We start from the raw sequence: 12,520 nt of genomic DNA on the forward strand, positions 1-12,520 counted from the left end.
ACTAATAGGTTTTAAACTGGAGGGGGTTAGTGGTATGCACTATAGAAGATTAGGGAATACGGGTCTAAAGGTTAGTGAAATTAGTTTAGGTAGTTGGTTAACTTATGGCGGGTATGTAGATTCGAACCCTGCGATTAAAACGATTCATCGTGCTTATGATTTAGGAATAAACTTCTTTGATACAGCGAATGTATATATGCAAGGAGAAGCTGAAAAAGTTGTCGGAGAGGCGATTAAATCATTCAATCGTGATTCCATTGTGCTAGCGACAAAAGTATTTTGGCCAATGGGAGAAGGTCCAAATGATCGCGGTCTCTCTAGAAAACATATTATGGAGCAAGCAAATGCTAGCTTAAAACGCCTTAATGTAGATTATGTCGATATTTACTATGCACATCGCTTTGATCCTGAAACGCCTCTTGAAGAAACGCTTCGTGCTTTTGATGATCTTGTTCGCCAAGGGAAAGTTTTATATTTAGGTGTTAGTGAATGGACAGCAGAGCAAATTTCAGAAGCAGTGCATATTGCAGACAAGAAACTTCTTGACCGTATTGTGGTCAATCAACCACAATACAATATGTTCCATCGTGTAATTGAAAATGAAATTATACCAGTAAGCAAGAAGCATGGAATTGGTCAAGTCGTTTGGTCACCTCTTGCTCAAGGTGTCTTAGCCGGAAAATATAAAAAAGGTGAAAGTCTACCTGAAGGAAGTCGTGCAACAACAAATAACACTTCTATCAATAAATTCTTAACCGATGAGCATTTAACTAAAGTAGAACAATTAACAAATGTAGCAAATGAACTAGGTATTTCCATATCTCAACTTGCAATCGCTTGGATTTTAAGACAACCAAATGTATCAAGTGCTCTTGTCGGTGCAAGTCGTCCAGAGCAAATTGAGGAAAATGTAAAAGCTTCTGGCATTGTGTTAGACGAAGGAACGTTAGAGAAAATTGAAAAGATTTTACAATAACTTGAAAATATATCTTACTGCCCTCTAAAGAATACACTCTTTAGGGGGTTTTTTTATAAAGTCTTTGTGTGATAGATAAATAATAATGAGGAATTTTTTTGTACTGGCATAATAATGAATTACTTTGGTAAAAGATATTTATATAACATGTACTACCCACACGGAAATATGATCTGGATATTTTTTAAAGTACAAATTCGCATCAAAGATTATTTCAACACGAAGGGAAGTTTAAAATGTACAATCATTGGAATAAACAGTTTATTAATGGACAATGGCGAGAAGGTAACAGTAATTCAGTTTATAGAGATGTAAATCCTTTTAATGATGAAGTCCTTGCGGAAATTCGATTGGCGAATATTGAGGATATTGATGAAGCCTATAAGGCAGCTGAAAAAGCTCAAAAGGAATGGGAAGCAATTAATGTTTATGAAAGAGCAGCGATTATGGAAAAAGCTGTAGATTTATTAGAAGAACGTAAAGATGAAATTTTACAGATCTTAGTAGTGGAGAATGGAGCTTCTTACACAAAAGCAAAAATTGAAATTAATGCATCAATCGCGATTATGAAAGAAGCAGCCACATTTCCTCTACGTATGCACGGTCGTCTAATGCCATCAGTTATACCAGGAAAAGAGAATCGCATCTATCAAAAGCCAGCGGGTGTCGTCGGAATTATAAGTCCCTTTAATTTCCCTTTTCATTTGACGATGCGTTCCGTAGCTCCAGCGCTGGGAGCAGGAAATGGTGTTGTATTAAAGCCTGACGTACAAACGATGATTTCGGGAGGTCTTTTTCTTGGTAAATTATTTGAGGACGCGGGAATTCCAAAGGGTTTGTTTAATGTAACAGTATGTAAAAGTTCAGAAGTTGGGGATTCATTTGTCGAGCACCCAATTCCAAGTATTATTTCTTTTACAGGTTCTACTCCGGTTGGTCGACATATTGGAGAGTTATGTGGCAAGCATTTAAAACGAGTGGCATTGGAGCTTGGTGGGAACAATGCAATGGTAATCTTAAAGGATGCTGATATTGAGCGTGCAGCAAGTTCTGCAGCATTCGGTAAATTTTTAAATAGTGGCCAAATCTGTATGTCGCTAAATCGAATTATTGTAGAACGACCAATCTATGAAAAATTTTTAGAAGCCTTCGCAGAAAAAGCGTCCCAAGTGAAGTACGGAGATCCAAGAAATGAAGATGTTATAGTAGGTCCTTTAATTAACAACAAACAGGTAGTCCGTATCCAAAAACTAGTTGAAGATAGTCTTGCAATGGGAGCAAAATATGCATTACAAGGTAAAGTAGAGGGAAATGTATTCGGCCCAACAATACTATCAGATGTAACAAATAATATGCCCATTGCACAGGAAGAAATTTTTGGCCCAGTAGTAGGAGTAATCGCAGTTGAAAGTGAGGAAGAAGCGATACAGGTCGCAAATGATAGTGAATATGGATTAAGTGGAGCAGTTCATGCAGGCTCAATCGAGCACGGGGTAAAGGTAGCTCAACAGATTGTAACAGGAATGATCCATGTGAATGATCAAGGAGTAAATGATGAACCGATAGTTGCATTTGGTGGGGAAAAAGCATCTGGTCTCGGTCGGTATGGTGGGGAGTGGGCTCTTCATGAGTTCACTACAACAAAGTGGATTTCTGTCCAAACAGAGCCAAGAGAATACCCGTTTTAATAAATGAAAGCATTACGAGCGTTTATTCTGTAAAAGGAATAAACGCTTTTTTATTTTAACTAGAGACGTGGATATAGATAAACCCATTCAAAAACCAAGTTTCCTAATAAAAGATTTATTTAATAAACTAAAAATAATATGCATATTTCTAGTTTAAATGAATATAATTCTTTAACTACTCATCACTGAGGAGGAGGTGAAATGTTTTGGTAGGAGAAAATGGGAAGGAAATTAGTTTTACCCAATTTAATCACAACTTATTTATTGCACTGAATTGTTTAGCCAACTCAGATAAACCATTGGGGACTTGGATTTTAAAAGAAAGAATGGAAGAATTGGGCGTTAGTATTAGTTTAGCTTCAGTTGGTAGATTACTAAAAGAAATGGACCGTCTCGAGCTAACAGAAAAAAAGAATTCACTTGGGCGTATACTTACTGAAGTAGGATTTTTAGAGCTTGAGAGAATGAAATCTTTGGTGGAAAGACAGCAAATTGAACATGAAGTAAAGGAAGCAACAGACGCAGAAAATCCTCAAGATATTATTGATTTACTAAAGGTGAGATTATTAATAGAACCTGAAATCATTAAACAGATTGTTGGACATGCATCGATAGAAGACATCCAATTATTGCAAGAGACTGTTTGTGTACATGACAAATATGTGAGAGAAAAAATAGAAGTTAATACACTTCCTATGAGTTTTCATAGTATTGTTTCTGACCTTTCGTGTAACCGCTTTCTTGGTGCGATGTTAAAGCTTTTGATACATGAGGAACTAAAGCTAGAAGAAAAATTTCCTGATATAGCCCAAAAGCTTCGCCAGGCACATCACCTAGATGAACACAAGCTAATTCTTGATGCGATATTAAGCCGAGATTCTGAGAAAGCTTCTTACTATTCTAAAATGCATATTCAAAAACTAATTGATTGTATTGATTAGTCCTGGGATAAAAAACAAAAGGGGTGTATTACGTTGGAATATGGAATCCTGTCTCTTCTGCCACCTGTTCTTGCCATTGTAATTGCGATTATTACAAGACAAACGATTCTTTCTTTGTTCATTGGTGTTTGGTTAGGGGCAACAATTATTAGTGGATGGAATCCTTTTGTCGGGTTTACCTCTTCCATTACAGATGTTGTCATACCTTCTATTGCAGATCCATGGAATGCTAGTTTACTAGTCCTCGTTACATTAGCTGGCGGTTTCGTGAACATCCTCCGTGTTACGGGCGGAGCAAAATCTTTTGCAGATCTTATGTCAAAAGGCATTAACACTAGAAGGAAAACACAAAACTTTATTTGGGGAAGCTCCTTCTTATTTTCTTATACAGAACCTGTTTTAATTCTTGGAACAGTTACACGACCATTAGCGGATAAAATGAAAGTATCACGTGTCAAATTGGCTTATATTTTAGATTCGATGGGAAGCCCCCTTGCAGCGATGTCACCGATAAGTAGTTATGGTCCATTTATAACAGGGCTAATCGCAACACAGCTCGCAGCTTTAGGATTAAGTGATAACCCATGGAACTTATTTATACAAATGATTCCATATAATCTTTATGGGCTTTTTGCAATGATTGGTGTATTATTTGTGATCAATTTGAAACTCGATATTGGGCCGATGTATTACGCTGAAAAACGAGCAATCGAAAACGGTCAGCTTTACGGGGAAAATGACAAGCTTATGATTGATGAGACTGCTGAGAATGAAGTAAAGGTAAGTGAAACGAAATCTGATATCTTTAGTTTCATTATTCCAATGGTAGTATTAATGGTTTCAATTTTCGGAGTAATTTTCTGGACTGGAGATATATCAGAAAATGGTTTCCGTGGTGCATTTTTAAATGCAAATATTGTACTAGCAATTATTTCTGGTTTTATTTTTGGAGCTATTAGTGGAATTTTATATGCACGTATTCGTTATAAAACCTCACTTCTTTCCTTATTTGATGAATTAACAAATGGTATTTTAAAACTGATGATTGTACCTCTTATCTTAGTAATGGCTTGGTCCATTGGTTCTGTAGCTGACACGATGGGGTTAGGTGCTTATATTACGAATATTGTAAGTGGAAATATACCAGCTTTCATAGTTCCTTTAATCATTTTCGTAATTGGTGCTTTAATTGCCTTTGCTACTGGAAGCTCGTGGGGTGTATTTGCAATAATGATGCCGATTGCAATACCTTTAGCGACTGCATTAGATTTAAATATTGCACTAGCGATTGGTGCGGTTATTAGTGGAGGTTTATTTGGTGATCATTGTTCGCCAATTTCAGATACGACTATTATGTCATCTACTGGTGCAGCAGCCGATCATATCGAGCATGTTCGTACACAGCTTCCATATGCGATAATCATTGCACTTTCTTCAGCAGGTGGATTCCTTGCATCAGGCTTTACACAAAATGCGATTGTAGGAATTATAGTATCTGCCATACTTCTGTTAGTTTTATTGTACATTCTGAATAAAAGAGTAAAAGGAAATCCTGTAACTCCTGTAGAATCTCACAAAGAAGCATAATCACTAAAATAAATGATCGGGGATGAGTAAATGAAGGTTGATATCATACTACACAATGGCCACCTCTTAACGATGGAGAGAGTAGGTGTTGGCTATATAGAGAATGGTGCGATAGCGATTAAGGGAAATTTAATCATGGATGTTGGTTCTACAGATGAAATCATAAAGCAGTATTCAGCAGATCGAATGATTGATGCCCATAATAAACTGATAATGCCCGGGTTTATTGATGCACATATTCATACAGGTATTAATATTTTTCGCGGTGTTGCTCAGGATATGTCAAACTGGATGCAAAAAGGTTTATGGCCCTTCCAGAAACATTTGACTCCTGAAGCAAGTGTAGCGGGCTCGATGGTTAATATAATCGAAGGCATTAAGGCAGGAACAACAACCTTCTGTGATTATGATGGAAGGATGGATCTAATCGTAGAAAATTACAAAAAAATAGGGGCACGTGCAAGAGTTGCAGAACTCATTAATGAAATTCCGAATAATATTGGAGATTTACCAGTAGGGGAACTTTACCAATTTGAACCTTCAATTGGAGAAGAAAAGCTTAATCGAAACTTAAAACTTTATGAAGAATATCATGAATCGGAAAATGGACGCATCTCAGTTATTTTAGGACCTCATGGACCTGATATGATGAGTATTGAATTATTACAGGAAATACGAAACCATGCTGAGAAATTAGATACAAAGCTGCATATGCATGTATCTCAAGGTGATCGTGAAATTTATCAAATAGAGAAGCGCTATGGAAAACGTTCTATTGAGTTTTTAGCAGAACAAAATTATTTAAATGAACGACTAATTGCAGTGCATTTAACGGAAGCTACTGATGACGAGACGGCAATTGTTGCAAAAAGTGGGGCAACAATGATTTATTGCGCGGGCAGTATTGGAATAATTGACGGAATGGTTCCACCAGTTCAAGCGTTTATAGATGCTGGTGGTACAGCCTGTTTAGGATCGGATCAATCCCCAGGGAATAACTGTAATAATATGTTCAATGAGATGAAAATGGCTGCAATCTTAAACAAAGTAAAATATAAAGATCCTAGAATTTTCAATGCTACTCAGTCTGTTCGTATGGCTACAATTGAAGCAGCGAAAGTAATGGGGATTGAACGGGAAGTGGGATCTCTTGAGAAAGGGAAGAAGGCTGATATTCTTATCATAGATTTAACGGCGCCAACATTTTTCCCAGTGTTAAACTCACCTATTAGAAATATTGTACCAAATCTCGTTTATTCAGCTCGTGGAGATGAGGTTGAGACTGTAATTATTGATGGTAAGATAGTAATGGAAGGTCGCCAAATTCTTACCATTAATGAAAAAGAAGCGATTGAAAAAGGACAGAAGGTAGCTGAAGAAATTGCAAAGAATGCAAAGGAAGATATACTTCAAGCAGACAGTGATATTCTCCAAATGGTTCGTGGAGGATTATTATAGAAACAAAAACAAGGAAGGTGTCTAAATCAGGCACCTTCCTTTATTTCATTGCTTCATGTTTAAAATAGTCCTCTGTAATAGAAGGAAGAGTAGCGTAGTTTTTCATGGCCATTTTTGATAAATTTTCTCCATCCATCAAGAAGGACATGAGTGTAATATCCTCATTTAATTGCCATGATATTTTAAACGATGTGATATCCCCGATTGAAGAAGCTTGTAATAATATAGGATAACTTTGTCTTAGTAAATTTTCTTCTGTGAGAATATCTTGACTAAGAAGCTTTAGTGAAACATGTTCTTCCTCACCTTTTGGGGTAACATGTAAATCTAAAATAGCTTCATTACCTAACTGTCTTTCTACAATTTTTGAAATGCTCATCATTGTCGAATATCCCGGTGCTTTATACATCGCTTCTACTTCAGGTAAATTAGTAGACTTTTTATCCTTATTGAAAAATACTCCTGTAAATCCATATAGGATAAATACAACTAAAACGAATACAAAAATAATAGTAAATTTTCTCAAAAAAATTCCTCCTCAAATCATTAATAGTATATTAATGGAGAGAAGGAATTAGTAATTATTTCTATCAATTTTCCTAAAATTTCACTTTATTCATTATTTAATTTGTTTTCTTCATTTGGCAATTCTTCTTCAGTTAAAAATAAAAACGATTCGTCCTCTAATTGATGAACCTTTTCCTCATTTAGACCTACAGCCAGAGGTCCTGAAAATATTTTTTCCCACCAAGTATCAGTCGAAATCATATAAATTGCCCCCTTTTTCGTATCAAATATACTACGTTCTACTAAGCATCTTTGTACTTAAAATTAAAAATTTTAGTTATGCTAGTAGAAGGAAAAACTCTACAAAATGTAGTAAAGAGTACACTGTTATTATGAGCAAATTAAAATTGTTTATGTAAAAAAAAATAAAAATGAGAGGAAAATAAATATGAACTTTACTTCTCAAGAAGTCGAAAAAATGATTGAAAATCAAAGACAATTCTTTGATTCCGGTGCTACGAAGTGCATTGAATTTCGAAAAAATCAATTACGTAATTTAAAAAAATCAATTCAACATCATGAAAAAGAAATTTTAAATGCTTTACGACTTGATTTAGGGAAAAGTGATTTTGAAGGCTATACAAATGAGGTTGGCATCGTTTTAGATAGTATTCGTTTTATGTTAAAAAATTTAGATGAATGGATTGAACCTGTAGAGACAAAAACACCAATATCATTACAGCCAGCAAAAAGCTTTATTATCCGAGAACCTTATGGTGTCACTCTTATCATTGCCCCATTTAATTATCCTTTTCAACTTGTCATGGAGCCATTGTTAGGAGCGATTATTGGGGGGAATACTGCAATTGTAAAACCATCTGAATCAGCAGTGCATACTTGTGCTATCGTGAAACAAATAATTGAAGAGTCCTTTGAGCAACAATACATCCGAGTTGTAGAAGGTGAGAAAGAAGAAGTAACAGCACTTATTCACGCTTCCTTTGATTACATTTTCTTTACCGGAAGTATCGCAGTTGGAAAAGTAGTGATGAGAGCTGCTTCTGAAAGACTTACGCCTATTACATTAGAGCTAGGCGGGAAAAGTCCAACTATCGTTGATCATACAGCAAATTTAGAGGTTGCGGCTAAACGAATTGTGTGGGGTAAATTTAATAACAACGGACAAACATGTGTCGCACCAGATTATTTACTCGTTCAGCGTTCCATATATGATAAGTTTGTACCGATTTTAAAGAAAACAATTACGCAATTTTTTGGTAATGACCCTCAAAAGAGTTCGGATTATGGAAGAATTATTAATAAAAAGCAATTAGAAAGACTTGTACAGCTTTTAGATATTGAAAAAAATCAAATTACATTTGGCGGTAAATATGATTTTGAGGATCGTTATTTAGAACCTACAATACTTGAGAATATAACTTGGAATCATTCGATTATGGAGGATGAGATATTTGGCCCGATTCTTCCGATTATGCCATACGACGATTTACAAGGAATCATTCGTGATATAAAAAGATTACCAAAGCCTTTAGCTGCTTACTTCTTCTCTGAAAACGAAAAGGCAATCAACTATTTTCTTGACCATTTACCATTTGGTGGCGGCTGTATTAATGATACAATTACACATGTTGGGAATGTTTACTTACCATTTGGTGGAGTAGGACCATCTGGTGTAAATGCTTATCACGGAAAAGCTTCTTTTGAGAACTTTACACATCCAAAATCAATTATGAAACGTTCAACAAAAATTGCCCATGATATGTTATTCCCACCTTATAAACAAAAATTAAAATTAGTTCGTATGGTTTTAAAATAAAATTTTGTCCCAAGATGATGTTGTCAAGTAAACGTCTTCTTGGGATAATACTTTCTATTTATAAATGTATGATAATTTTATGACAAATAAAAAATTTATGTCGATTTATAGTGATTTTTGATATGATTATTTTTATTAAATGAACTAGATATAAGTACATAGTTGTGTTAGGTAAATATAGATTACCATGTTTGAATGGAGGATATTTAAGGATGTATGCAGAAGAATTGTTAAGTGTGATTCCTTTAAAAAAGGTTATTGGGCAGCTACCTAATAATATAAAAGATATATCGATTGATTCTAGAAGTGTGCAACCGAAAAGTTTATTTATTTGTATTAAAGGCTATACAGTTGATGGACACGATTTTGCACAAAAAGCAGTAGATGCAGGTGCAACAATCGTTGTAAGTGAAAAGGAATTGCAATTAGAAGGGAATGTTGCACAAGTAATTGTTCCTGATACGGATCGAACTTTAGGGTTACTAGCTGCAAAATTCTTCGAATATCCATCAAATGATATCACGATGATTGGCGTAACTGGGACGAACGGGAAAACAAGTGTAGCGGGAATTATTCATCATATGCTTGTTGGAATGGGCGAAAAATCGGCACTCTCAGGTACGATAGGTTTTAATTTAAATGGTGTATTATATGAGTCAGCAAATACAACGAGTGATGCATTAAATACGCAACAAATGATCTTCCGTGCGAAAATGGAAGGTTGTAGAGCAATGGTAATGGAAGTTTCCTCTCATGGACTTGCACTTGGGAGATTAGCTGGCGTTGATTATGATATAGCAGTGTTTACAAATTTAACTCATGATCATTTAGACTTCCATGGAACTATGGAAGAGTATGGAAATGCAAAAGGCTTACTATTCTCACAACTTGGTCAGGATTTCACTAAAAATAAGTTTGCCGTTTTAAATGCAGATGATCCATGGTCTGAAAAATATGCAAGATTAACTTCCTATCCAATATGGACTTACGGATTAAAAAATGAGGCGAATTTTAGAGCTGAAAATTGTAATTATGAAGATGGCATTACTACCTTTGATATGATTACACCTGAAGGGAAATTTCCTGTAACAATGAAGCTTTTAGGTGAATTTAATGTTTATAATATCCTAGCAGCTACTGCTGTGTTTTACGGTAAAGGCTTCCCAATGGATGCAATACTTGAACAAATTGAAGATTTGAATCCTGTTAGAGGTCGCATGGAAAAGGTGTTAACTGATTTACCAATTCAAATTTATATTGATTATGCTCACACACCTGATGCAATCGAAAAAGCGATTGAGGCTGCATTACCTTATAAAAAGCCTGGTAAGAAATTAATATTCCTTGTTGGTACTGGTGGAAACCGCGATAAATCAAAAAGACCTGCCATGGCAAAAAAGGCGTCAAAGGCAGATTATGTAGTGTTAACGACAGATGATCCTCGCTTTGAAGAGTATGATAGCATTACCGGTGACTTAGCAAAAGGTATGCTTCATGACAACTATGCTTGTATTGGTGATCGTGCAGAAGCAGTTCGCCATGCTGTAGCTGTTGCCGAACCTGGAGATATTATTATTTTTGCAGGTAAAGGTCACGAGGATTATCAAATTATCGGAAATACAAAATATCCACATAGCGATGCAGATATTGCTATTAAAGCTGGAGAATTAAAGTTTGTAAAATAACGTAAATTAATAAGTGACGAAATTTAACATCAATCCCTCTCTAATAGTTAGTTAGAGGGGGTATCTTTTATCTCTAAATTTAAACGGAGATAACTAAAATCATCATGAAAATAGTTGTAACAATAGGCAAACTTCTTTTATGATAGGTAAGGTAGAAAAAAGGAGATTCGAATAGAATGAATTCAAAAATAGAACAAGATATTTTATCACGTCGTACATTTGCGATCATTTCTCACCCGGATGCTGGGAAAACGACGATTACGGAAAAGTTATTATTATTTGGTGGTGCCATTCGCGATGCGGGTACAGTAAAGGGGAAGAAAACCGGTAAATTTGCCACGAGTGACTGGATGGAAATTGAAAAACAACGTGGTATCTCTGTTACTTCTTCTGTTATGCAATTTGATTATGACGGCTTCCGAGTAAATATTCTAGATACACCAGGGCACCAAGATTTCTCTGAGGACACGTACCGTACATTAATGGCTGTAGACAGTGCAGTCATGGTGGTCGATGCTGCAAAAGGGATTGAAGCACAAACACTTAAATTATTTAAAGTATGTCGTATGCGCGGGATTCCAATATTTACATTTATAAACAAATTGGACCGACAAGGGAAAGAACCATTAGAACTAATAGAAGAGTTAGAAGAAGTACTTGGAATTAATGCTTATCCAATGAACTGGCCGATTGGTATGGGGAAAGAGTTCCTTGGGATCTATGATCGTTTCAATAAAAGAATCGAGCAATTCCGTACCGATGAAGATAATCGTTATTTACCAATTGATGAGGATGGAGAATTAGCCGTTGATCATCCGATGAAAGAAACATCTTATTATACTCAAGCAATGGATGATATTGCTTTACTAAATGAAGCGGGAAATGAATTTTCAGAGGATAAAATTCGCCGTGGAGAGTTAACACCTGTTTTCTTTGGTTCTGCTTTAACAAACTTTGGTGTACAAACGTTCCTCGAAACATATTTGAAATTTGCACCTGCGCCACAACCTAGAATTACAGAAGATGAGCAATTTATCGATCCTGTTGATCATGATGATTTTTCAGGCTTTATCTTTAAAATTCAAGCAAACATGAATCCAGCACACCGCGACCGAATTGCTTTTGTACGTATTGTATCGGGTAAATTTGAACGCGGTATGAACATGACATTATCACGTACAGGTAAATCCTTTAAAGTAACCCAGTCTACACAATTTTTAGCAGATGATCGTGAAACGGTCGATGAAGCGGTTGCTGGAGATATTATCGGGTTATATGATACGGGAACTTATCAAATTGGTGATACGGTTGTTGGAGGAAAGAAAACCTTCCAATTTGAAAAATTGCCTCAATTTACACCTGAAATTTTTGTACGGGTAACTGCAAAGAACGTTATGAAACAAAAACAATTCCATAAAGGGATTTTGCAGCTTGTACAAGAAGGAGCTATTCAATATTATAAAACGTTACACACTGAGGAAGTCATTCTTGGTGCTGTTGGACAATTACAATTTGAAGTATTTGAACACCGAATGAAAAATGAATATAACGTAGAGGTTCAAATGCAGCCAATTGGTTCAAAAATTGCCCGTTGGATTGAAAATGAAGAAGATGTAAAAGAGTCCATGTCGTCGGCTCGTTCGATGCTTGTTAAAGACCGTTTTGATAATTTAGTATTCCTTTTCGAAAACGAATTTGCAATGCGCTGGTTCTCAGAGAAAAACGAACAAATTAAATTATATAGCTTACTTTAATTTAATCCATTATGGAAGTGCCGAGAAATCGGTACTTCTTTTTTAGTGTGCCCGGCATGGGCTACAACTTGGTGGTGAAAGTCCACT

At 35.7% G+C, this 12,520-nt stretch carries 10 protein-coding genes; 8 read left to right on the forward strand and 2 right to left on the reverse strand.

Translation table 11 applies throughout. The features are described from left to right. The first annotated feature begins 34 nt into the window (after window positions 1-34). The 5 genes from CD30_RS15445 to CD30_RS15465 all read left to right on the forward strand — a co-directional run bounded on the left by CD30_RS15445 (window position 35) and on the right by CD30_RS15465 (window position 6,650). Window positions 35-976 (forward strand): aldo/keto reductase family protein, encoded by a 942-nt coding sequence (locus tag CD30_RS15445; RefSeq protein ID WP_036178713.1) that lies wholly within the window; start codon window positions 35-37, stop codon window positions 974-976. 236 nt (window positions 977-1,212) lie between these two features. After that, window positions 1,213-2,664, forward strand: coding sequence for an aldehyde dehydrogenase family protein (locus CD30_RS15450; protein WP_036178715.1), 1,452 nt, complete (start codon window positions 1,213-1,215; stop codon window positions 2,662-2,664). A 206-nt stretch (window positions 2,665-2,870) separates the two neighbouring features. Continuing rightward, window positions 2,871-3,605 (forward strand): FadR/GntR family transcriptional regulator, encoded by a 735-nt coding sequence (locus tag CD30_RS15455; RefSeq protein WP_036178717.1) that lies wholly within the window; start codon window positions 2,871-2,873, stop codon window positions 3,603-3,605. 33 nt (window positions 3,606-3,638) lie between these two features. After that, entirely contained in the window at window positions 3,639-5,192 is a 1,554-nt protein-coding gene (locus CD30_RS15460) for a Na+/H+ antiporter NhaC family protein (protein WP_036178720.1), read from the forward strand. Between the two features lie 30 nt (window positions 5,193-5,222). Then, window positions 5,223-6,650: an amidohydrolase family protein gene (locus CD30_RS15465; RefSeq protein ID WP_036178722.1), complete on the forward strand. Its 1,428-nt coding sequence runs from the start codon at window positions 5,223-5,225 to the stop codon at window positions 6,648-6,650. A 40-nt stretch (window positions 6,651-6,690) separates the two neighbouring features. On the opposite strand, the gene CD30_RS15470 is transcribed toward CD30_RS15465, so the two are convergent. After that, entirely contained in the window at window positions 6,691-7,176 is a 486-nt protein-coding gene (locus CD30_RS15470; RefSeq protein WP_036178725.1) for a hypothetical protein, read from the reverse strand. An 86-nt stretch (window positions 7,177-7,262) separates the two neighbouring features. After that, window positions 7,263-7,418 (reverse strand): hypothetical protein, encoded by a 156-nt coding sequence (locus tag CD30_RS20350; protein WP_170215859.1) that lies wholly within the window; start codon window positions 7,416-7,418, stop codon window positions 7,263-7,265. Window positions 7,419-7,605: 187 nt separating this feature from the next. On the opposite strand from CD30_RS20350, the gene CD30_RS15475 reads away from it, so the two are divergent. From CD30_RS15475 to CD30_RS15485, 3 genes are all read left to right on the forward strand, one after another. Beyond that, window positions 7,606-8,994 (forward strand): aldehyde dehydrogenase, encoded by a 1,389-nt coding sequence (locus tag CD30_RS15475; RefSeq protein ID WP_036178727.1) that lies wholly within the window; start codon window positions 7,606-7,608, stop codon window positions 8,992-8,994. A gap of 212 nt (window positions 8,995-9,206) precedes the next feature. After that, window positions 9,207-10,679 carry a UDP-N-acetylmuramoyl-L-alanyl-D-glutamate--2,6-diaminopimelate ligase gene (locus tag CD30_RS15480; RefSeq protein WP_036178730.1) on the forward strand — a complete coding sequence of 491 codons (1,473 nt, stop codon included), beginning with the start codon at window positions 9,207-9,209 and terminating at the stop codon, window positions 10,677-10,679. A 176-nt stretch (window positions 10,680-10,855) separates the two neighbouring features. Beyond that, a complete protein-coding gene (locus CD30_RS15485; protein ID WP_036178732.1) occupies window positions 10,856-12,433 on the forward strand; it encodes a peptide chain release factor 3 in 1,578 nt (525 codons plus the stop codon). The last annotated feature ends 87 nt before the right edge of the window (window positions 12,434-12,520 follow it).

The sequence above is a fragment of the Ureibacillus massiliensis 4400831 = CIP 108448 = CCUG 49529 genome, assembly GCF_000772965.1.
GTDB lineage: Bacteria > Bacillota > Bacilli > Bacillales_A > Planococcaceae > Ureibacillus > Ureibacillus massiliensis.

Bases quoted from the DNA above. Each gene is read 5' to 3' on its own strand.
- CD30_RS15445 (WP_036178713.1), top strand. From the start codon at position 35: ATGCACTATAGAAGATTAGGGAATACGGGTCTAAAGGTTAGTGAAATT.
- CD30_RS15450 (WP_036178715.1), top strand. From the start codon at position 1,213: ATGTACAATCATTGGAATAAACAGTTTATTAATGGACAATGGCGAGAA.
- CD30_RS15485 (WP_036178732.1), top strand. From the start codon at position 10,856: ATGAATTCAAAAATAGAACAAGATATTTTATCACGTCGTACATTTGCG.
- CD30_RS15475 (WP_036178727.1), top strand. From the start codon at position 7,606: ATGAACTTTACTTCTCAAGAAGTCGAAAAAATGATTGAAAATCAAAGA.
- CD30_RS15480 (WP_036178730.1), top strand. From the start codon at position 9,207: ATGTATGCAGAAGAATTGTTAAGTGTGATTCCTTTAAAAAAGGTTATT.
- CD30_RS15465 (WP_036178722.1), top strand. From the start codon at position 5,223: ATGAAGGTTGATATCATACTACACAATGGCCACCTCTTAACGATGGAG.
- CD30_RS20350 (WP_170215859.1), bottom strand. From the start codon at position 7,418: ATGATTTCGACTGATACTTGGTGGGAAAAAATATTTTCAGGACCTCTG.